19 protein-coding genes and 1 tRNA gene are annotated in these 19,930 nt (G+C 71.4%); 13 read left to right on the top strand and 7 right to left on the bottom strand.

The window, feature by feature from the left end:
- Nucleotides 1-67: 67 nt before the first annotated feature.
- The 6 genes from paaA (at nucleotide 68) to ABFY07_RS28635 (ending at nucleotide 4,876) form a co-directional block, all read left to right on the top strand.
- A complete protein-coding gene (gene paaA, locus ABFY07_RS28660; protein WP_346177277.1) occupies nucleotides 68-1,018 on the top strand; it encodes a 1,2-phenylacetyl-CoA epoxidase subunit PaaA in 951 nt (316 codons plus the stop codon).
- Nucleotides 1,015-1,311 carry a 1,2-phenylacetyl-CoA epoxidase subunit PaaB gene (gene paaB, locus ABFY07_RS28655; protein WP_065962085.1) on the top strand — a complete coding sequence of 99 codons (297 nt, stop codon included), beginning with the start codon at nucleotides 1,015-1,017 and terminating at the stop codon, nucleotides 1,309-1,311. Before paaA ends, paaB begins: the two co-directional genes overlap by 4 nt.
- Nucleotides 1,308-2,009, top strand: a complete 702-nt coding sequence (gene paaC, locus ABFY07_RS28650) for a 1,2-phenylacetyl-CoA epoxidase subunit PaaC (protein ID WP_346177276.1) — start codon at nucleotides 1,308-1,310, stop codon at nucleotides 2,007-2,009. Before paaB ends, paaC begins: the two co-directional genes overlap by 4 nt.
- Nucleotides 2,003-2,506 (top strand): 1,2-phenylacetyl-CoA epoxidase subunit PaaD, encoded by a 504-nt coding sequence (paaD, locus tag ABFY07_RS28645; protein WP_346177275.1) that lies wholly within the window; start codon nucleotides 2,003-2,005, stop codon nucleotides 2,504-2,506. The genes paaC and paaD overlap by 7 nt, the downstream gene beginning before the upstream one ends.
- Complete coding sequence (locus ABFY07_RS28640; protein ID WP_346177274.1) at nucleotides 2,506-3,612, top strand: 2Fe-2S iron-sulfur cluster-binding protein; 1,107 nt, start codon at nucleotides 2,506-2,508, stop codon at nucleotides 3,610-3,612. Before paaD ends, ABFY07_RS28640 begins: the two co-directional genes overlap by 1 nt.
- Before the next feature lie 88 nt (nucleotides 3,613-3,700).
- On the top strand, nucleotides 3,701-4,876 hold the full coding sequence (locus ABFY07_RS28635; protein ID WP_346177273.1) for an acyl-CoA dehydrogenase family protein: 1,176 nt from the start codon (nucleotides 3,701-3,703) through the stop codon (nucleotides 4,874-4,876).
- An 85-nt stretch (nucleotides 4,877-4,961) separates the two neighbouring features.
- Here the strand turns inward: ABFY07_RS28635 and ABFY07_RS28630 are convergent, their stop codons facing one another.
- The 4 genes from ABFY07_RS28630 to ABFY07_RS28615 all read right to left on the bottom strand — a co-directional run bounded on the left by ABFY07_RS28630 (nucleotide 4,962) and on the right by ABFY07_RS28615 (nucleotide 8,415).
- Entirely contained in the window at nucleotides 4,962-5,315 is a 354-nt protein-coding gene (locus ABFY07_RS28630) for a rhodanese-like domain-containing protein (RefSeq protein WP_346177272.1), read from the bottom strand.
- A gap of 43 nt (nucleotides 5,316-5,358) precedes the next feature.
- Nucleotides 5,359-6,327, bottom strand: a complete 969-nt coding sequence (locus ABFY07_RS28625; RefSeq protein WP_428837022.1) for a hypothetical protein — start codon at nucleotides 6,325-6,327, stop codon at nucleotides 5,359-5,361.
- Nucleotides 6,328-6,368: 41 nt separating this feature from the next.
- Nucleotides 6,369-7,808: a DUF2252 domain-containing protein gene (locus ABFY07_RS28620; protein WP_346177271.1), complete on the bottom strand. Its 1,440-nt coding sequence runs from the start codon at nucleotides 7,806-7,808 to the stop codon at nucleotides 6,369-6,371.
- Nucleotides 7,809-8,010: 202 nt separating this feature from the next.
- Nucleotides 8,011-8,415: a winged helix-turn-helix transcriptional regulator gene (locus tag ABFY07_RS28615; protein ID WP_346177270.1), complete on the bottom strand. Its 405-nt coding sequence runs from the start codon at nucleotides 8,413-8,415 to the stop codon at nucleotides 8,011-8,013.
- A 145-nt stretch (nucleotides 8,416-8,560) separates the two neighbouring features.
- On the opposite strand from ABFY07_RS28615, the gene ABFY07_RS28610 reads away from it, so the two are divergent.
- Nucleotides 8,561-9,214, top strand: coding sequence for an FMN-dependent NADH-azoreductase (locus tag ABFY07_RS28610; protein ID WP_065962129.1), 654 nt, complete (start codon nucleotides 8,561-8,563; stop codon nucleotides 9,212-9,214).
- A gap of 296 nt (nucleotides 9,215-9,510) precedes the next feature.
- On the opposite strand, the gene ABFY07_RS28605 is transcribed toward ABFY07_RS28610, so the two are convergent.
- Nucleotides 9,511-9,597: transfer RNA gene (locus tag ABFY07_RS28605), tRNA-Leu, on the bottom strand.
- A 319-nt stretch (nucleotides 9,598-9,916) separates the two neighbouring features.
- Here ABFY07_RS28605 and ABFY07_RS28600 point away from each other — a divergent pair.
- The 6 genes from ABFY07_RS28600 to pknB all read left to right on the top strand — a co-directional run bounded on the left by ABFY07_RS28600 (nucleotide 9,917) and on the right by pknB (nucleotide 18,092).
- Nucleotides 9,917-10,747: an FhaA domain-containing protein gene (locus tag ABFY07_RS28600; protein ID WP_065962066.1), complete on the top strand. Its 831-nt coding sequence runs from the start codon at nucleotides 9,917-9,919 to the stop codon at nucleotides 10,745-10,747.
- 10 nt (nucleotides 10,748-10,757) lie between these two features.
- Complete coding sequence (locus ABFY07_RS28595; protein WP_346177269.1) at nucleotides 10,758-11,282, top strand: FHA domain-containing protein FhaB/FipA; 525 nt, start codon at nucleotides 10,758-10,760, stop codon at nucleotides 11,280-11,282.
- A 75-nt stretch (nucleotides 11,283-11,357) separates the two neighbouring features.
- Entirely contained in the window at nucleotides 11,358-12,983 is a 1,626-nt protein-coding gene (locus tag ABFY07_RS28590; protein WP_346177268.1) for a PP2C family protein-serine/threonine phosphatase, read from the top strand.
- Nucleotides 12,984-13,005: 22 nt separating this feature from the next.
- The gene (locus tag ABFY07_RS28585) at nucleotides 13,006-14,430 is read left to right on the top strand and encodes an FtsW/RodA/SpoVE family cell cycle protein (protein ID WP_346177267.1); all 1,425 of its coding nucleotides are present in this window, start codon (nucleotides 13,006-13,008) and stop codon (nucleotides 14,428-14,430) included.
- On the top strand, nucleotides 14,427-15,896 hold the full coding sequence (locus ABFY07_RS28580) for a penicillin-binding transpeptidase domain-containing protein (protein WP_346177266.1): 1,470 nt from the start codon (nucleotides 14,427-14,429) through the stop codon (nucleotides 15,894-15,896). Before ABFY07_RS28585 ends, ABFY07_RS28580 begins: the two co-directional genes overlap by 4 nt.
- Before the next feature lie 168 nt (nucleotides 15,897-16,064).
- Nucleotides 16,065-18,092, top strand: coding sequence for a Stk1 family PASTA domain-containing Ser/Thr kinase (gene pknB / locus ABFY07_RS28575; protein ID WP_346177265.1), 2,028 nt, complete (start codon nucleotides 16,065-16,067; stop codon nucleotides 18,090-18,092).
- 85 nt (nucleotides 18,093-18,177) lie between these two features.
- Here pknB and ABFY07_RS28570 read toward each other — a convergent pair whose 3' ends face one another.
- Both ABFY07_RS28570 and ABFY07_RS28565 read right to left on the bottom strand, forming a co-directional pair.
- Complete coding sequence (locus tag ABFY07_RS28570; RefSeq protein ID WP_428837021.1) at nucleotides 18,178-18,918, bottom strand: class E sortase; 741 nt, start codon at nucleotides 18,916-18,918, stop codon at nucleotides 18,178-18,180.
- A gap of 67 nt (nucleotides 18,919-18,985) precedes the next feature.
- On the bottom strand, nucleotides 18,986-19,930 hold a 945-nt coding region (locus ABFY07_RS28565; RefSeq protein ID WP_346177264.1), incomplete at its 5' end, for a class E sortase.

The raw sequence follows: 19,930 nt of genomic DNA, 5'->3' as shown, positions 1-19,930 counted from the left end.
CACCATTGAACCGAACGATCGGTCGGTCGGGCCGGGGTGGCCCGGCGGGACGGCGGAGGGGCTTCGTATGACGACGACGGCGGCTGACCCGGAGGCGTATCAGACGGTGTTCGACGCCGCTCTGGCCGCGGACGAGCGCATCGAGCCCCGCGACTGGATGCCCGACGCATACCGCGCCTCACTGATCCGGCAGATGGCCCAGCACGCCCACTCCGAGATCATCGGCATGCAGCCGGAGGCCAACTGGATCACCCGGGCCCCCTCGCTGCGCCGCAAGGCCATCCTCATGGCCAAGGTCCAGGACGAGGCGGGACACGGCCTGTATCTCTACAGCGCCGCCGAAACCCTGGGCACCAGCCGCGAAGAGCTGCTCGACAAGCTCCACTCCGGCCGCCAGAAATACTCCTCGATCTTCAACTACCCCACCCTGACCTGGGCCGATGTCGGCGCCATCGGCTGGCTGGTGGACGGCGCGGCGATCACCAACCAAGTGCCGCTGTGCCGCTGCTCCTACGGTCCTTACGCGCGGGCGATGGTCCGGATCTGCAAGGAGGAGTCCTTCCACCAGCGCCAGGGATACGAGCTGCTGCTGACCCTGAGCCGGGGCACACCGGCCCAGCACGCCATGGCCCAGGACGCCGTGGACCGCTGGTGGTGGCCCTCCCTGATGATGTTCGGCCCGCCCGACGACGCATCCGCACACTCCGCCCAGTCCATGGCCTGGAAGATCAAGCGCCATTCCAACGACGAGCTGCGCCAGCGCTTCGTCGACATCTGCGTCCCCCAGGCCGAGGCGCTCGGCCTCACCCTCCCCGACCCCGACCTGAAGTGGAACGAGGACCGGGGCCACTACGACTTCGGCCCCATCGACTGGGAGGAGTTCCGCGAGGTGCTCCGGGGAAACGGGCCGTGCAACGCCCAGCGCATGTCCCAGCGGCGGCGGGCCCATGAGGAAGGCGCCTGGGTGCGCGAGGCGGCCGCGGCGTATGCGGCCAAGCACGGAAAGGCCGAGGCATGAGCGGTGACACGAGCGGTGAGTGGCCCCTGTGGGAGGTGTTCGTCCGCGGCCGGCGCGGCCTCTCCCACACCCACGCCGGCAGCCTCCACGCGCCGGACGCCGAAATGGCCCTGCGCAGCGCCCGCGATCTGTACACCCGCCGGTCGGAAGGCGTCTCCATCTGGGTCGTCCCCTCCGACCGGATCACCGCCTCCTCGCCCGACGAGAAGGACCCGTTCTTCGAGCCGGCCGCCGACAAGCCCTACCGCCATCCGACCTTCTACGAGATCCCGGAGGGGGTGCGGCACCTGTGACCGCCGCGCTCGCCCTCGGCGACGACGCCCTGGTGCTCTCCCACCGGCTGGGGGAGTGGGCCGGACACGCCCCCGTGCTGGAGGAAGAAGTCGCCCTGGCCAACATCGCGCTCGACCTGCTCGGGCAGGCGCGCGTGCTGCTCTCGCTGGTGGGCGACGAGGACGAACTGGCCTATCTGCGGGAGGAGCGGGCCTTCCGCAATTGTCAGCTCGTCGAGCAGCCCAACGGTGACTTCGCGCACACCATCGCCCGCCAGCTGTACTTCTCCACCTACCAGGAGCTGCTCTACGACCGGCTGGCCCGCGGCGACGGCCCCTTCGCCCCGCTGGCCGCCAAGGCGGTCAAGGAGGTCGCCTACCACCGCGACCACGCCGAGCACTGGACCCTGCGGCTGGGCGACGGCACCCCCGAGAGCCATGAGCGGATGCGGCGCGGCCTGGAGGCGCTGTGGGGGTACACCGGCGAGCTGTTCGAGCCGATCGAGGGGTGCGAGGTGGACTGGGCCGCCCTGGGCGAGGAGTGGCTGGCGCGGGTGACGTCCGTCCTGCACCGGGCCACCCTGACCGTGCCCGAGGGCCCGCGGCGCGGCGCCTGGGCGGCCGGCGCCGGTCGGCAGGGCCTCCACACCGAGCCGTTCGGCCGGATGCTGGCCGAGATGCAGCATCTCCACCGCAGCCACCCGGGGGCGTCATGGTGACCCCCGCGCCCGCGACCCCGCTGGAGGCCCGGCTGCGCGAACTGGCGGGAGCCGTGCCGGACCCGGAGCTGCCCATGGTGACCCTGGCCGAGCTCGGCGTGCTCCGCGCGCTGCGGGTCATGGCGCCCGGCCGGGTCGAGGTCGAGCTGACCCCCACCTACACCGGCTGCCCCGCGCTGGAGTCCATGGCCGCGGACGTCGAGCGGGTGCTGCACGACCAGGGCATCCCGGACGTGACGGTCCGTACCGTCCTCTCCCCGCCCTGGACGACGGACGCGATCAGCGCGGAGGGCCGCCGCAAGCTGGCCGAATCCGGCATCGCGCCACCCGGCCCCCGTGGCGCGGGCGGGCCGGTCGCCGTCGACCTGGCGGTGCGCTGCCCCCACTGCGGCTCGACCGACACCAAGCTCCTCAGCCGCTTCTCCTCCACCGCCTGCAAGGCGCTGCGCCGCTGCGAGGCCTGCCGCGAACCCTTCGACCACTTCAAGGAGTTGTGATGGCCGCCGAAGGCGTGGCGGCGCCCGTGCCCCGCCACGGCGCCTTCCATCCCCTGCGGGTGATCGCGGTCGACCGGCTCACCGACGACTCGGTCGCCGTCACCCTCCGGGTCCCGCCCGCGCTGCGCGAGACCTTCCGCTTCTCACCGGGGCAGCACATCGCGGTGCGCCGGTTCGCCGACGGCGCCCAGATACGGCGGACGTACTCGATCTGCACCCCAGCCCTGGAGCCCGGGGGGCCCACGGCCCTGCGGGTCGGGGTGCGGCTGGTCGAGGGCGGCGAGTTCTCCACCTACGCCCTCAAGGAGCTGGCGGTCGGCGAGGTCATGGAGGTGATGGCCCCGGCCGGCCGGTTCGTGCTGGAGCCCAGGCCCGGCCACTTCGCCGCCGTGGTCGGCGGCAGCGGCATCACCCCCGTCCTGTCCATCGCCGCCACCCTGCTCGCCCGGGAGCCGGACGCCCGCTTCTGTCTGATCCGCGGTGACCGCACCACCGCCTCCACGATGTTCCTCGAAGAGGTCGCCGACCTGAAGGACCGCTGGCCCGGCCGGTTCCAGCTGGTGAGCGTCCTCTCCCGCGAAGAGCGGCAGGCAGGCCCGCTCTCCGGGCGGCTCGACGAGGAGCGGCTGACCGGGCTGCTGCCCGCCCTGCTGCCGGTGCGGTCGGTGGACGGCTGGTTCCTGTGCGGGCCCTACGGCATGGTGCGCGGCGCCGAGCGGGCGCTGCGCGCGCTCGGGGTCGCCCGCGGCCGCGTCCATCAGGAGATCTTCCATGTGGACGCCGGGGAGGGCGAGAGCGCCCCATCGGGCCCGGGCCCCGCCGGCCCCTCCCGCGGCACGGTGACGGCGACCCTGGACGGCCGGTCGGGCACCTGGTCGGTGCGCGAGGGCGAATCGCTGCTGGACGCGGTGGAGCGCAACCGCCCGGACGCGCCGTACGCCTGCAAGGGCGGGGTCTGCGGCACATGCCGGGCGTTCCTGGTCTCGGGCGAGGTGCGGATGGACCGGAACTTCGCCTTGGAGCCCGAGGAGGTGGCGGCCGGTTATGTGCTGGCCTGTCAGTCCCACCCGGTCGACGAGCGTGTGGAGCTGGACTTCGACCGCTGAACCGCCGTCCCGTGGGCGTTCCCTTCTTGTAGAACCTGTTCTATCTTGACGGGCCGTCAGACCAAGCCATGGCGCGGGAGGACGGACAGTGGACTTCACCTTCACCGAGGAGCAGCAGGCGGCCGCCGAGGCGGCCAAGGCGGTGTTCTCCTCCGCCCCACCCGACGGGGTGCCCAGCCCCGCGCTCACGCCCGGCGCCGTCGCCGACGACCTCGACCGCCGGCTGTGGGGCAAGGCAGCCGACGCCGATCTGCTCGGCCTCCTCCTGGACCCCCGCTATGGCGGGGCCGGCCTCGACCCCATCGCCCTGTGCCTGGTCCTGCGCGAGGCCGGCCGGGTCCTGGCCCGGGTGCCACTGCTGGAGTCCACCGCGGCCGCGCTGGCCGTCCAGCGGTACGGCGGCGAGGAGCTGCGCGCCGCCGTGCTGCCCGCCGCCGGCCGCGGCGAGCTGGTGCTGACCGTCGCGCCCCACGGCCGCACCGGCCACGACGCTGCCGAACTCGCCGTCCAGGCGCGGCAGGACGGCGACGGCCACGACGGCGGCCACGGCGGCGCCTGGGTCCTGGAGGGCACTCAGACCGCCGTGCCCTGGGCCCACAGCGCCGACCGCGTCCTCGTCCCCGCCCACACCGGCGCGGGCCGGACCCTCCTCGCGCTCGTCCCCCGCGACCACCCGGGCGTCACCCTCGCGCCGCAGATCTCCACCAGCGGCGAGCGGCTCGCCGAGATCCGCCTGGAGGCCGTGCGGCTCGCCTCCTCCGCGGTCCTCACCGCGGACGGCGCCTGGGAGTGGCTGCGCTCCCTGCTGACCTGCGGCACCTGCGCACTCGCCCTGGGCCTCGGCGAGGCGGTGCTCGCCCTGACCAGCTCCTACACCAGCAAGCGCGAGCAGTTCGGCTTCCCCCTCGCCACCTTCCAGGCGGTCGCCGTCCAGGCCGCCGACCGCTATATCGACCTGCGCGCGACGGAGGCCACACTCTGGCAGGCCGCCTGGCGCCTGGCCACGGACGGCGCGGGCGCACCGGCCGCGCCCGGGGCGCTGCCCGTCGCGGGGGACATCGCCGTAGCCAAGATCTGGGCCGCCGAGGGGGTGCGCCGCGTCGTCCAGACCGCACAGCATCTGCACGGCGGCTTCGGCGCCGCGACCGACTACCCCCTGCACCGCTACCACGCCTGGGCCAAACAGCTCGAGCTGTCCCTCGGCCCCGCCGCCGCACATGAGGAGGCTCTGGGCGACCTCCTCGCCGCCCACCCCCTCGGCTAGGGAACGAACGGCCAGAGGCGGGCGGCCAAAAGGCGGGCGGTCAGAGGACAGGCGGCCAGACGACGAGTATTCGGAAGGCGGACGGCTAGAGCACGAAGGCCCCGTCGGCCGGGGAGCCCTGGCCGCTCACCAGCGGGCGGCCCGCCGCCTGCCAGGCGAGCATGCCGCCGTCCACATTCACCGCGTCCACGCCCTGGGCGATCAGATACTGCGTCACCTGCGCGGACCGCCCACCGACCCGGCACACCACATGCACCCGCGCGCCGTCGTCCAGCGCCTCGGTCAGCTCGCCGAACCGGGCCACGATCTGTCCCATGGGGATGTGCAGGGCGCCCTCGGCGTGCCCCGCGGCCCACTCGTCGTCCTCCCGCACATCCAGCAGGAACCCATCCGCCGGCACCGCCGCGGCCTCCACCTCGGGAAGCGGGGCAAAACCCATCACACACACCTCTCACATCACAACGGCAGCTGAGGGAAACCTACTACCGCACCAGCTCCGCCAGCTCATTCTCCTTCTCCGCGACCTTGGCCAGCAGCTGCTCGGCGATCTCGTCGAGCAGCCCGTCGGGGTCCTCCGGCGCCATCTTGATCATGGCGCCGATCGCGCTGGACTCCAGCTCCGCGGCGGCCTCGGCCAGCATCTCCTTGCGGGCGGCCAGCCACTCCAGCCGGGCGTACAGCTCCTCGCTGCGGCTCCACCGGCGCTCGGGCGGCGGCGGACCGGCCGCCCACTCCTCGGCCAGCGCCCGAAGCCGCTCCTCGTCCCCTGCCGCGTACGCCGCGTTGACCCGCACGATGAACTCGCCGCGCCGCTCCCGCTCGGCCTCCTCCTCCGCCAGGTCCGGGTGCGCCTTGCGGGCCAGCTCCCGGTAGATCCGGCGCGCCTCCTCGCTCGCCCGCACCCGCGGCGGCGGCTGCACCGGCTGCTCGGTGAGCATGGCGACCCCCTCGGGCGACAGCCCGTCGGAGTCCAGCCAGCCGTGGAAAAGCTCCTCCACCTTCGGCATGGGCAGCACCAGCCCCCGCGCCTCCCGCGCCCTGCGGATGTCCTCGGGGTCTCCCGTGCGCGCCGCCACCGCCTCGGCGATCAGCGCGTCCAGCTCGTCGAGCCGCGAGTACATCGGACCCAGCCGCTGGTGGTGCAGCCGGGAGAAGTTCTCCACCTCGATGCGGAAGGTGTCCACCGCGATCTCGAACTCGATCAGCGCCTGCTCGGCCGCCAGCACGGCCCGCTCGAGCCGCTCGGCCGCCCGCGCCTCCCTCGCCGCCGCGTCCACCGGCTCCGCCGCGTCCACCGGCTCCGCCGGCTCCGACGGCGCCTGTGATCGCTCCTCGGGCCGCACGGATGAGTGCTCCCGCGGTTCGGCCTGGGATTCGGCGTGGGGATCGGCCTGGGGCTCGGCGTCCGGCACCGGCTGCCGGGCCTGCCGCTGCGCTTCCGGGTTCGTCACCCGCTCAGCCTACGTCCGGCGGCGACCCGGCCGGGGAGGTGTCATACGCCCAACTCGGCCGCTATCCGCCCGCCCCGCACGGCGGCCAGAAGCCGCGCGTGGTCCTCCTCCGTGCGGTCCGCGTACGCCACCGCGAAGGCGGCCACCGCCTCGTCGAGCTCCTCCCCCTTTCCGCAGTACCCCGACAGCAGCCGCGGGTCGGCGCTGTGCGCATGCGCCCGCGCCAGCAGCGCGCCCGTCATCCGCCCGTAGTCGTCCAGCTGGTCGGCGGGCAGCGCCACCGGGTCCACGCTCCCCTTGCGGTTGCGGAACTGCCGCACCTGATACGGGCGCTCCTCCACCGTCGCCCAGCCCAGCAGGATGTCGCTGACCACCTGCATCCGCTTCTGGCCGAGCACCACCCGCCGCCCCTCGTGCGCCACGGCGGGCGTCGGGAAGCCGGCCCGCTCCACATGCGGCAGCAGCGCGGACGGCCGCGCCTCCTTGACCTGAAGCACCAGCGGCTCGCCCCGGTGGTCGAGCAGCAGCACCACATACGACCGCGTCCCCACGCTGCCGGTCCCCACCACCCGGAACGCCACGTCGTGCACCGCGTAACGGGCCAGCAGCGGCAGCCGGTCCTCCGGCAGGGTGCCCAGATACCCGCCGAGCGCCGTGGCCACGGCCGCCGCCTCCGCGTCCGGCACCCGCCGCAGCACCGGCGGCGCGTCGACGAAGCGGCGCGCCACCGGCCGCCCGGAGGGGTTCCGCTCGTCCGGCACGGCCTCGGTCGACCTGGCCGCGAACCGCGCGCTCGTGTTCCGCCGGGCCTTCTCCGAGACCCGCTCCAGCGTCCCGGCCAGGTCCTTGGCGTCCGCGTGCGAGACCAGTTCCTCGTCCGCGATCGCGTTCCACGCGTCGGCGGCGGGCAGCTTCGACAACAGCCGCAGCGTGTGCCGATAGGCGCCCACCGCGTCATGGGCGGCCGCCCGGCAGGTGTCCTCGTCCGCGCCCGCCTCCCGCCCGGCCAGCACCAGCGAGGCGGCCAGCCGCTTGACGTCCCACTCCCACGGGCCGTGGATGGTCTCGTCGAAGTCGTTGAGGTCGATGACCAGGCCGCCGCGCGCGTCCCCGTACAGACCGAAGTTGGCGGCGTGCGCGTCCCCGCAGATCTGGGCGCCGACGCCGGTCACCGGGGTGGCCGCCAGGTCATGGGCCATCAGCCCGGCCGCCCCGCGCAGGAAGGAGAAGGGGGAGGCGGCCATCCGCCCGACCCGGATCGGTGTGAGTTCGGGCAGCCGCCCGGCGTTGGACCGCTCGACCGCCTCCACCGCGTCCGGCCGCCCGGCAACCGGCGGCAGCTCGCCGTGCGACGAGCGGGGCACCCGCTCCCGCAGCGCCTTCCCCTCCTGCCGGGCCCTGCCGGCCCCCGGCCACTTGGCGAACCCCGGAACGTGTGGCAGCCGCCGCATCGTCCGCTCGCCGCTCTCGACGTCCGTCATCACGCGCCCCCCGTCTTCCCGCCGGCACCCGCACCGACATGTCGCAGACGTGACCGTACAGCGCGGAGGGAAAACCCGTCACGGCCTGTGGATAACTCCGCCGGCCGACGCGAACACCCTGCTCAGAGCAGTCAGAGCAGTCAGAGCAACCAGAGCAGGCAGAAGGCCCACAGCAGTCAGAGCAGGCAGCGGGTCCCCACAGTCAGAGCGCGAGAGCGTCCGGCGGCTCGGTCCCCGGCCGCTCCCGGCACCCCCGGTCCTCGGGCATGTACCGCTCCGCCCACCGGGCCAGCTCGTTCAGCGCGGGCTCCAGCGCCCTGCCGCTCTCCGTCAGCCGGTAGGTCACCCGCAGCGGCGGCCCCGGATCGACCTCCCGCAGGACCAGCCCGGCCGCCACCAGCTCGGTGAGCCGGTCGGTCAGCATCCGCTCGCTGATCTTCGGGATGGCCCGCCGCAGCTCGGCGAAGTACGCGGCACGCTCGGTCAGAACGGCCACGATGAGCCCCGTCCACCGCTTCCCGAGCAGTTCGAAGACGCGGGTCATCCCCCCGTCCACCTTCATGCACGCCTTCTGGTCGTGCTCCACGCGCCCGCCACCTGCCGCCATGGAAGACAGCGTACTGCCACCACGGATCCGTACTGCGAAAAAGTAAGCTCCTGTGCTATTCATAGCTACGTAGGAATTCTTTGGACCCGGCGCCCGGCTCATCCCCGAGCGGACCGGCACCGAGCCCCGTTACCGGAAGGTCCCCATGCCCACGCTTCTGCACATAGACAGCTCCCTCTTCCCGGCCGACGCCTCCGCCTCGCGCGCCGTCACGGCCACCTTCCGCAAGGAGTGGGAGGCCCAGCACCCGGGAGGCACGGTCATCTACCGCGACCTGGCCGCCGACCCCCTGCCGCACCTGGACGCCCTCGCCGCCGCCGCGGGCTTCACCCCGGCCGACCAGCGCACCCCCGAGCTCGACGCCGCCTTCGCCCTGCGGGACACCCTGGCCTCCGAACTGGAGCGGGCCGACGCGGTCGTGATCGGCGCCCCGATGTACAACTTCACGATCCCCTCGTCCCTCAAGGCCTGGCTGGATCACGTGATCATCGCGGGGCGTACCGCGCTGGCCGAGACGTCCACCATCGCGGGCACCCCGACGGTCGTCGTCGCCAGCCGGGGCGGCGGCTACGGCCCGGGCACGCCGCGTGAGAGCTTCGAGTTCGTCATCAACTACCTGGAGAAGACACTGGCCGAAGCGCTCTCTCTCGACGTGGAGTTCGTCGTGCCGGAGCTGACCATGGCCCGCACCAACCCCGCCATGGCCGACCTGGTCGAGCTCTCCGACGCCTCCAAGGCCAAGGCCCACGAGGAAGCGGCCGCCAAGGCCAAGACGCTCGCCGCCCGTTTCGCCGCCTGACGCGGCCGGCCACCACCACCTGCCACCCGCCCGCCGCCGACCCACGGCCCGGCGGGCCCCAAGGGCCTCCCCCGCACCTGACGCCGCCGCGCACGCACCGCGAGCACCACCAGAACCGCGAGACCGCGCCGACGCGCGCCCGGGGGAGGCCCACCCGCAACACCACGCCCCGCGCCACCACGACCCGCAGCACCGTGACCCACGGCACACACAGCAGCCACCCGTAAAGCAGTGCGGGCATGCGAAACGGGCCCCTCCGGCGCGACTTTCGTCACACAGGAGAGGCCCGTTCCGACTGGTGCGCGAGGGGGGAGTTGAACCCCCACGCCCTTTCGGGCACTGGAACCTGAATCCAGCGCGTCTGCCTATTCCGCCACCCGCGCATGGGTGCTGTCGACCGGATCACCGTCGCCCTCTCCGAGCCGATCACTCCGGCCCGGTCGGTCTGTGCGGTGCGCCTTCCGACATCCAGAACACTAGCACGCCGTCCAGGGTGGATTCACACGCGTTCCCGACGCCCCCGCCCGACCGGATAGCGACCCGGTTGCGGGACACTGTCATGAAGGCACCTCTACGATCCTGTGAGAGGTGACACTGCTCCACAGGGCCAGGAAGGGGAACCACCCGATTTCCCGACGCGTGGATACGATCAGTAAGCAGTATGAGGACGACACTGAGCACGATTGAGGAAGGAGGTGCCCCGTGGGAGTACTGAAGCGCTTCGAGCAGCGTCTCGAGGGTCTCGTGAACGGCACCTTCGCCAAGGTGTTCAAGTCCGAGGTGCAGCCGGTCGAGATCGCGGGCGCGCTCCAGCGCGAGTGCGACAACAACGCCAGCATCTGGAACCGCGACCGGACCGTCGTCCCCAACGACTTCATCGTCGAACTGAGCGCGCCCGACTACGAGCGGCTCAGCCCGTACTCGGGCCAGCTCGGCGATGAGCTCTCGGGCATGGTGCGCGACTACGCCAAGCAGCAGCGCTACACCTTCATGGGCCCCATCAAGGTCAACCTGCAGAAGGCCGAGGACCTCGACACCGGCCTGTACCGCGTGCGCAGCCGCACCCTGGCGGGCAGCGAGTCCCAGAACCCGCAGGCCCGCGGCCCCGCCGCCGCGCCCCAGCAGCGCCCCGGCGGCTACGGCTACCCCCCGCAGCCCGCGGGAGCGCCGCCCATGCCCTCCGCGCCCCCGCCCGGCTCCCGCCCCGCTCCCCGCGCGGGCGGCCCCGCCGTCGGTGCGCAGCCTTACGGGCAGACCCGCCGGTGGATCGAGATCAACGGCACCCGCCACCAGATCTCCCGGCCCACCCTGGTCCTGGGCCGCAGCACCGACGCCGACGTACGCATCGACGACCCCGGCGTCTCGCGCAGGCACTGCGAGATCCGCGTGGGAACACCCTCGACCATCCAGGATCTGGGGTCGACCAACGGCATCGTGGTAGACGGACAGCACACCACACGCGCTACGCTCCGCGACGGCTCGCGCATCGTCGTGGGCAGCACCACCATCGTTTACCGGCAAGCCGAAGGGTGAAGCGGGGGCAATGTCAGAGCTGACCCTCACGGTCATGCGGTTGGGTTTCCTCGCCGTACTGTGGCTGTTCGTCATCGTGGCCGTCCAGGTCATCCGCAGCGACCTGTTCGGGACCCGCGTGACCCAGCGCGGTTCGGCGCGGCGCGGCGCCCCCGACCGGCCGCAGCGGCAGGCGGCACCCCCGCCGCAGCGCCAGCAGCAGCAGCCGTCCGGCCGCGCGGCGGGCCGAGGCCGCCGCGGCGCCCCCACCAAGCTGGTGGTCTCCGAGGGCACGCTCGCGGGTACCACGGTCGCCCTCCAGGGGCAGACCATCACCCTGGGCCGCGCCCATGACTCGACCATCGTGCTGGACGACGACTACGCCTCCAGCCGGCATGCCAGGATCTACCCGGACCGCGACGGCCAGTGGATCGTCGAGGACCTCGGGTCCACCAACGGCACGTATCTCGACCGGACCCGACTGACCACACCGACACCGATTCCGCTGGGCGCGCCGATTCGCATCGGCAAGACCGTCATCGAGCTGCGGAAGTAGTACGACCATGACGACCGGAGGGTGGGCAGCGTGGTTGGCAAGGGGCTGTACCCGGAGCCGACGGGCGAGGTGCGCATGAGTCTGTCACTGCGTTTCGCCGCCGGATCGCACAAAGGCATGATCCGGGAGGGCAACGAGGACTCCGGCTACGCCGGCCCCCGGCTGCTCGCCATCGCCGACGGCATGGGCGGCCAGGCCGCCGGCGAGGTCGCCAGCTCGGAAGTGATCTCCACCCTCGTCCAGCTCGACGACGACGTCCCCGGCTCGGACATCCTGACCTCCCTGGGCAGCGCCGTTCAGCGCGCCAACGAACAGCTGCGCCTCATGGTCGAGGAGGACCCCCAGCTGGAGGGCATGGGCACCACGCTCACCGCCCTGCTGTGGACCGGCCAGCGGCTCGGCCTCGTCCACGTCGGCGACTCGCGCGCGTACCTGCTGCGGGACGGCGTGCTCACCCAGATCACCCAGGACCACACCTGGGTGCAGCGCCTCGTCGACGAGGGCCGCATCACCGAGGAGGAGGCGGGCACCCACCCCCAGCGCTCCCTGCTGATGCGCGCCCTGGGCAGCGGCGACCACGTCGAGCCCGACCTGTCCATCCGCGAGGTCCGGGCCGGCGACCGCTATCTGATCTGCTCCGACGGCCTGTCCGGCGTGGTCAGCCACCAGACGCTCGAGGACACTCTCGCCAACTACCACGGCCCGCACGAGACCGTGCAGGAGCTCATCCAGCTCGCGCTGCGCGGCGGCGGCCCCGACAACATCACCTGCATCGTCGCCGACGTGCTCGACGTCGACGGCGGCGACACACTCGCCGGGCAGCTGAACGACACCCCCGTCATCGTGGGCGCGGTCGCCGAGAACCAGACCCCCCTCGGCGACGGCGGCGCCGCGCACACCCCGGCGGGCCGCGCCGCCGAGCTCGGCCGCAACCGCGGCGCGGCACAGGGCGACGCCCAGGGCGGCTTCGGCCCGCCGGGAAGCGGCGACCCCTCGCTCGGCGGCCCGCCGGAGGGAAGCTACGGGGCCTACGCGGACGGCGACTTCAGCAAGAAGGGCGGCCGCAAGTGGGTCAAGCGGTCGCTGTACATCGCCCTGGGGCTGGCCGTGGTCGGCGGCGGCCTCTACGGGGGCTACCGCTGGACGCAGAAGCAGTACTACGTGGGCGCCAACGGCGACCATGTGGCGATCTACCAGGGCATCAGCCAGGACCTCGCCTGGATCAAGCTCAACAAGGTCCATGAGGACCACCGCGAGATCGAACTCAAGTACCTCCCCGTGGACCAGCGCAGCCGGGTCGAGGACACCATCGCGGTCAGCAGCCTCAGCCAGGCCAAGAACAAGACCAAGGACCTGGCCGTCCTCGCCAGCGCCTGCAAGAAGTCCGACGAGCAGCGTCAGGCCGAGGAGAAGCAGCGGGACCTGACCAACAAGGACAAGGACAAGAACAAGTCCGGCGGCGCCTCCGGCGGCAAGGCCCAGACCGACGACCAGATCAGCACGCGCGCGGGCGAGGCCACCACGCCGCCCGCGGCGCCGGGGCAGACGCAGCCCCAGTCGCCGCAGACCCAGTCGCCGCAGACGCCGAGCGGCGGCAAGACATCGAAGGCGCCCACGTCCAAGCCCACGCCCAAGCCCGGCCCCACCCTCTCCGAGGAAGAGCAGAAGTTGGTCCCGCAGTGCAGCAGCACCCAACAGTGAAGCCGTAGGGGGCTGTTGATCCATGAGCAGTACCAGCAATACGACCACCATCAGCACGATCGGCCCGCCGCGCAGGCGCAACACCGAGCTGGCGCTGCTGGTCTTCGCGGTGATCGTCCCGGTCTTCGCGTACGCCAACGCGGGCCTGGCCCTCAGCGACGAACTGCCCTCGGGCATGCTCAGCTACGGCCTGGGCCTCGGCCTGCTCGCCGGGGTGGCCCACCTGGTGGTGCGTAAGTGGGCCCCGTACGCCGACCCGCTGCTGCTGCCGATCGCGACCCTGCTCAACGGCCTCGGCCTGGTGATCATCTGGCGGCTCGACCAGTCCCGGCGGCTGGCCCAGCGCGCCAAGAACATCGATCAGGTCTTCTCGGCCTCGGCCCCCAACCAGCTGATCTACTCGGCGATGGCCGTGGCCCTGTTCGTGGGCGTGCTGATCTTCCTCAAGGACCACCGGATCCTCCAGCGCTACACCTACATCTCCATGGTCGGCGCGCTGATCCTGCTGATCCTCCCCATGTTCTTCCCGGCCGTCTACGGCGCCAAGATCTGGGTCAGGGTCGGCAGCTTCTCCATCCAGCCCGCCGAGTTCGCGAAGATCATCATCGCGGTGTTCTTCTCCGGCTACCTGATGGTCAAGCGGGACGCGCTGGCCCTGGCCAGCCGCCGCTTCATGGGCCTGTACCTGCCGCGCGGCCGCGACCTGGGCCCGATCCTCGTCGTGTGGGCGATGAGCATCCTCATCCTCGTCTTCGAGACCGACCTGGGCACGTCGCTGCTGTTCTTCGGCATGTTCGTCGTCATGCTGTACGTCGCCACCGAGCGCACCAGTTGGATCGTCTTCGGTCTGCTGATGTCGGCGGCCGGCGCGGTCGGCGTCGCCTCCTTCGAACCGCACGTCAAGGTCCGTGTGATGGCGTGGCTGCACCCCTTCGCCGTCTACGAGAAGAACCCCCCGAGCTGGGCGACCACCGACCAGATCGCCCAGGCCCTGATGTCCTTCGGCTCCGGCGGCGTCTTCGGCACCGGCCTCGGCCAGGGCGCGTCCGATCTCATCGGCTTCGCCGCCAACTCCGACTTCATCCTCGCCACCGTCGGCGAGGAGCTGGGCCTGGCCGGCACCATGGCGATCCTGCTGCTGTACGGCCTGATCGTGGAGCGCGGCGTGCGCACCGCGCTCGCCGCCCGCGACCCGTTCGGCAAGCTGCTGTCCATCGGCCTGTCCGCGGCCTTCGCCATCCAGGTGTTCGTCGTCGCCGGCGGTGTGATGGGCCTGATCCCGCTGACCGGTATGACCATGCCGTTCGTCGCCTACGGTGGCTCGTCCGTGCTCGCGAACTGGGCGCTCATCGCGATCCTCATCCGGATCAGCGACACCGCCCGCCGCCCGGCCCCGGCCCCCGCCCCGTCCACCGACGCCGAGATGACCCAGGTGGTCCGACCGTGAACAAGCCCCTGCGCCGAATCGCGATCTTCTGCGGCCTCCTGGTCTTCGCCCTGCTGCTGAGGGACAACTGGATCCAGTACGTCCAGGCCGACTCGCTCAAGAACCACAAGCACAACCACCGTCTCGACATCGCCCGCTACAGCCAGCCGCGCGGCAACATCATCGTCGACGGCCGGGCGATCACCGGGTCCAAAGAGACCAACGGCATCGACTACAAGTACAAGCGGACGTACAAGAACGGCGAGATGTGGGCGCCGGTCACCGGATACGCCTCGCAGGTCTACGGCACCAACCAGCTCGAGAACCTCGAGGACTCCATCCTCACCGGCGACGACGACCGCCTCTTCTTCAACCGGACCATCGACATGCTCACCGGTAAGGAGAAGAAGGGCGGCGACGTCATCACCACCCTGAACGCCAAGGCGCAGGAAGCCGCGTTCAAGGGCCTGGGCGACAAGAAGGGCGCCGTCGCGGCGATCGACCCGCGCACCGGCAAGATCCTCGCGCTCGTCAGCACCCCCAGCTACGACCCGTCCACCATCGCGGGGGCGACCGGCAAGGACGCGGCCGCCTGGAAGGCGCTCGACAAGAAGCGCAACCCCGACGACCCGATGCTCAACCGGGCGCTGCGGCAGACCTACCCGCCGGGCTCCACCTTCAAGGTCGTCACCGCGGCCGCGGCGCTGGAGAACGGCCTGTACAAGAGCGTCGACGAGCCCACCAAGTCGCCGCTGCCGTGGATCATGCCGGGCACCGTCCAGGACCTGCCGAACGAGGGGAACATCCCCTGCGAGAACGCCAGCCTCCGCAAGGCCCTGCAGTACTCCTGCAACACCGTCTTCGGCAAGATCGGTGATGACCTCCGCGAGGACAAGATGCGCGAGGAGGCCGAGAAGTTCGGCTTCAACGACGAGGTGTTCACCCCCGTCCGCGCGGATGCCAGCGTCTACCCCAAGGACATGGCGCGGTCGTCCAACGCCATGTCTGCCATCGGCCAGTTCGACACCCGCGCCACCCCGCTCCAGATGGCCATGGTCGCCGCCGCGGTCGCCAACGACGGCAAGCTCATGAAGCCGTACATGGTCGACAAGCTGCGCGCCCCGAACCTGAACGTCATCGAGCAGACCTCGCCCGAGGAGATGAGCCAGCCGCTCTCCTCGGACAACGCCCGCAAGCTCCAGGACATCATGGAGACGGTGGTCCAGAAGGGCACCGGTACCGCCGCCCGGATTCCGGGCGTCACGGTCGGCGGTAAGACCGGCACCGCACAGAACGGCGTGGACAACAGCAACAAGCCCTACGCGTGGTTCATCTCCTACGCCAAGGGCAAGGACGGCTCCTCGCCGGTCGCGGTCGCGGTCGTCGTGGAGGGTTCCGACACCGTCCGCGACGACATCGCCGGCGGCAGGCTCGCCGCCCCGATCGCCAAGGACGTGATGAAGGCGGTGCTCGACAGCCAGAAGTGACCCCGGTCACGTCCTGACGCCGATCCCGCACGTCGCCGTACCGGTCCTGTATCAAGTGGCGGCCGAGGCCGGGTCCGGCGCGGCGTCCCGGGTACGGTATGCCCGAGCAGCACACCGCCGGGCCCCCACAGGTGCGGGCGGGAATGACGGAAGAGGGCTGGAGTAGCTATGGAAGAGCCGCGTCGCCTCGGCGGCCGGTATGAGCTGGGCTCTGTGCTCGGCCGCGGTGGCATGGCCGAGGTCTACCTCGCGCACGACACCCGCCTCGGCCGCACTGTCGCCGTGAAGACGCTCCGGGTGGACCTGGCCCGCGACCCGTCCTTCCAGGCCCGGTTCCGCCGAGAGGCCCAGTCGGCCGCCTCGCTCAACCATCCCGCGATCGTCGCGGTCTACGACACCGGCGAGGACTACGTCGACGGCGTCTCGATCCCGTACATCGTGATGGAGTACGTCGACGGATCCACCCTGCGGGAGCTGCTGCACTCCGGCAGAAAGCTGCTCCCCGAGCGGTCCCTGGAGATGACCGTCGGAATCCTCCAGGCCCTCGAGTACTCGCACCGCAACGGCATCGTCCACCGGGACATCAAGCCGGCCAACGTGATGCTCACCCGGACCGGCCAGGTCAAGGTGATGGACTTCGGCATCGCCCGGGCCATGGGCGACGCCGGCATGACCATGACCCAGACCGCCGCCGTGATCGGCACCGCCCAGTACCTCTCCCCGGAGCAGGCCAAGGGCGAGACCGTCGACGCGCGCAGCGACCTCTACTCCACCGGCTGTCTGCTCTACGAGCTGCTGACCGTGCGCCCGCCGTTCATCGGCGACTCCCCGGTGGCCGTCGCCTACCAGCACGTCAGGGAGGAACCCCAGCCGCCGAGCGCGTTCGATCCGGAGATCACCCCGGAGATGGACGCGATCGTGCTGCGCGCCCTGGTCAAGGACCCGGACTACCGCTACCAGTCCGCCGACGAGATGCGCGCCGACATCGAGGCCGCCCTCGAGGGCCAGCCGGTCGCCGCGACCGCCGCGCTCGGCGCCGTCGGCTACGGCGGCGAGGACCAGCCCACGACCATGCTGCGGTCGCAGGACGTCGGCGCGCCGACCTCGATGCTGCCCCCGGTGCGCGAGGACGACGGCGGCTTCGGCTACGACGAGCGCCCCGACCGCAGGCGCGGGCCTGAGAAGAAGAGCAGGCTCTCGACGATCCTGCTGGTCCTGGCCGGCATCCTGGTGCTGGTCGGGGCGATCTTCATCGGCAAGTCGATCTTCGGAGGCGACAAGGGAGGCGATCGGGTCGATGTGCCGCGCATGATCGGCCTGAAGCTCAGCGAGGCCAAGGACTACGCCAGAAACGGCAACTTCAAGGTCGAGGTGACCGGCAGCCCCATCTTCTGCGAGGAGGCCAAGAAGGACCAGGTCTGCAAGCAGAGCGTGCAGGGTTCGGAGGCCATCGAGCGCGGCGGCACGGTCGAGCTGACCATGTCCAAGGGCCCCAAGCCCGCCGAGAAGGTCGAGGTCCCCGACGTCATCAACGTCCAGTACGAGAGCGCCAAGGAGCAGCTCGAGGCCAAGGGCTTCACGGTCAACCAGACGACCCAGGAGTCCGACCAGACCGAGGGCAAGGTCATCGACCAGGACCCCAAGGGCGGCAAGAAGGTTCCGCGGGGCACCGAGATCACCCTGACCGTCGCCCGGGCGCAGTCCAAGGTCACCGTTCCGGACGTCACCACCCAGAAGCTCGCGGACGCCACGGCCACGCTGCAGGGCAAGGGCCTGAAGGTGCAGAGCACGGAGGTGGAGAACGCCGACGTCGAGGCGGGCACCGTCATCGACCAGACCCCCAAGGGCAACGAGCAGGTCCTGCCCGGCTCGACCGTCACCCTGACCGTCGCCAAGGCCCCCGCCCAGCAGGACAACGTCGCGGTGCCCCAGCTGCGCGGCAAGAAGCTCAAGGACGCCAGGAAGGCCATCGAGGCAGCCGGTCTCACCGTCGGCGCCATCACCGGCTCCCAGGACGAGAACTCCACCGTGCTGTTCTCCGACCCGCAGGAGGGCAGCCAGGTGGCCAAGGGCCAGGCCGTCAACCTGACCACCTTCGACAGCGGCCACGGCAACAACGGCGGCGGTGGCGACGGCGGCGGCGACGGGGGCGGCGGCATCCCGTTCGGCGGTCCCTCCGGCGGACCCGCCACGTAAGGCGCGCTCCGCACAGCACACAGTGAGAAGCCCCGGCGCCCGGGAATCGGGCGGCCGGGGCTTCCCCGTGTCCGGAGCTGTCCTGTCAGCGCAGCTCCTTGGGCGGGGTGCGGTCCGCGTCGACCTTCTCCGTACGCACCAGCTCGCCCCACACGATGTAGCGGTGGAGCGAGGTGTAGACCGGAGTGCACGTCGAAAGCGTGATGTAGCGGCCCGCCTTCTTCTTCCCCGACCCCTTCGGGACCGGGCTGAGCACCCCCACGTTGAACTTCGAGGTCTCGGGCAGCTCCGCGAAGACCTTGTAGACGTACCAGGTGTCCCGGGTCTCGAAGACGATCGCGTCGCCCTTGCCCAGCTTGTCGATGTTGTGGAACTTGGCGCCGTGCCCGTCCCGGTGCGCCGCCAGCGTGACGTTGCCCTTCTTGTCCCACGGCATCGCCGACTTCACCGGCTTGGTGTAGTAGCCCGCGACGCCGTCGTTGAGCGTCGCCGTCGAGGTGCCCTTCTTCACCAGCACCTCGCCGTTGTCCATCGCCGGCACGTGCAGGAAGCCGATGCCGTCCTTGGTGTCGAGCCGGCCGGGCCCCTCCTGCTGTGCCCACTGCCTGCGCACCCGGTCGCCCTGCTTCTTGGCCTCGCGATCGGCCAGCACGTTCGTCCACCACAGCGAGTAGACGACGAAGAGGGCCATGATCACGCCCGCGGTGATCAGCAGCTCGCCCAGGATGCCGACGGCGGCTGCTATCCGCCCCCGGCGGGGGCGGCGCCGCCCCGAGGCCGCGTCGGTCAGCTCGCCCCGCCGCTCGTCTTGGTCGGTCCGTGCCACCGCGTCGTCCCTCTTTTCCCGGTCTTCCCGGTCGTTCCGTCTGCCCGGTCTTCCCGGCCGTGCTCGCTCACTGGACCAACGCGTCCGGCTTGCCCTCGTTCCGCGGACGCTCGTCGACCATCTTCCCCCAGACGATCATGCGGTACTTGCTGGTGAACTCTGGGGTGCAGGTCGTCAGGGTGATGTAGCGGCCCGGCTTCGTGAAGCCGGAGCCGGGCGGCACCGGGCCGATCACGCCGGTGTTCGAGGGCGAGGTCTGCGGCAGGATGCTGGTCATCTCGTACGTGAAGAACGCGTTCTGCGTCTCCACGACGATCTTGTCGCCGGGCTCGAGATGATTGATGTACCGGAACGGCTCACCATGGGTGTTCCGGTGCCCGGCCAGCGCGAAGTTGCCCTTCTTGTCCCAGGGCATGGCGGTCTTCAGCTTGCCCTTGCCGTAGTGGCCGACCATGCCGTGGTCGAGGACGTCCTGCTTGCTGACCCCCTCGGCGATCGGGGCCTTGACGTCCAGCTTGGGGATGTAAAGGATCGCGAACCCCTCGCCGGGCGAGAAGGTGCCCGGATCGCGCTTCCCGCCGTCCCGGTCCCACTTCTTCTGGAGGCTGTTGGCGGCGCCGTTCGCCTGCTGATGGGCCCGGATGTTCGTCCACCACAGCTGGTAGGTCACGAAGAGCAGCATCAGCACGCCGACGGTGATGAACAGCTCGCCGACGACGCGGCTCACGATCACGGCCGGGCTGTCCTTGCGCGCCCGGGCGGCGCGCTTGGCCTCCATACGGGTGCGGGGCGCGGCCGTGGCCGTCCGCGCTCCGCTGCCGGCCGCGGTGGCGTCTTCCGCACCGCCGTCCGCCCCGCCGCGGGCGGCCCGTCTGCCGCCGCGTCTGGCCGCCGCCTGCGCGGCGCGTCTGCGGGCGGCCCGGCCCCCCGTCGGCGGCCCCTGCGGGTCGGCCGCGCCGCCCCCCCCCCCCCCCCCCCCCCCCCCCCCCCCCGGCCTTCTCCCGTCCGTACC

Origin of the sequence: Streptomyces sparsogenes subsp. cuspidosporus, assembly GCF_039532705.1 — a bacterium.
Classification (GTDB): Bacteria; Actinomycetota; Actinomycetes; order Streptomycetales; family Streptomycetaceae; genus Streptomyces; species Streptomyces sparsogenes.
Note: the sequence above shows the minus strand (reverse complement) of the source record. Positions and strands in the feature narration are given on the sequence as shown.

Excerpts from the sequence above, each read along its gene's own strand:
- paaA (WP_346177277.1), top strand. The coding sequence starts at position 68 with ATGACGACGACGGCGGCTGACCCGGAGGCGTATCAGACGGTGTTCGAC.
- paaB (WP_065962085.1), top strand. The coding sequence starts at position 1,015 with ATGAGCGGTGACACGAGCGGTGAGTGGCCCCTGTGGGAGGTGTTCGTC.
- paaD (WP_346177275.1), top strand. The coding sequence starts at position 2,003 with ATGGTGACCCCCGCGCCCGCGACCCCGCTGGAGGCCCGGCTGCGCGAA.
- ABFY07_RS28640 (WP_346177274.1), top strand. The coding sequence starts at position 2,506 with ATGGCCGCCGAAGGCGTGGCGGCGCCCGTGCCCCGCCACGGCGCCTTC.
- ABFY07_RS28630 (WP_346177272.1), bottom strand. The coding sequence starts at position 5,315 with ATGGGTTTTGCCCCGCTTCCCGAGGTGGAGGCCGCGGCGGTGCCGGCG.
- ABFY07_RS28620 (WP_346177271.1), bottom strand. The coding sequence starts at position 7,808 with ATGACGGACGTCGAGAGCGGCGAGCGGACGATGCGGCGGCTGCCACAC.
- ABFY07_RS28615 (WP_346177270.1), bottom strand. The coding sequence starts at position 8,415 with ATGGCGGCAGGTGGCGGGCGCGTGGAGCACGACCAGAAGGCGTGCATG.
- ABFY07_RS28610 (WP_065962129.1), top strand. The coding sequence starts at position 8,561 with ATGCCCACGCTTCTGCACATAGACAGCTCCCTCTTCCCGGCCGACGCC.
- ABFY07_RS28595 (WP_346177269.1), top strand. The coding sequence starts at position 10,758 with ATGTCAGAGCTGACCCTCACGGTCATGCGGTTGGGTTTCCTCGCCGTA.
- ABFY07_RS28590 (WP_346177268.1), top strand. The coding sequence starts at position 11,358 with ATGAGTCTGTCACTGCGTTTCGCCGCCGGATCGCACAAAGGCATGATC.
- ABFY07_RS28585 (WP_346177267.1), top strand. The coding sequence starts at position 13,006 with ATGAGCAGTACCAGCAATACGACCACCATCAGCACGATCGGCCCGCCG.
- pknB (WP_346177265.1), top strand. The coding sequence starts at position 16,065 with ATGGAAGAGCCGCGTCGCCTCGGCGGCCGGTATGAGCTGGGCTCTGTG.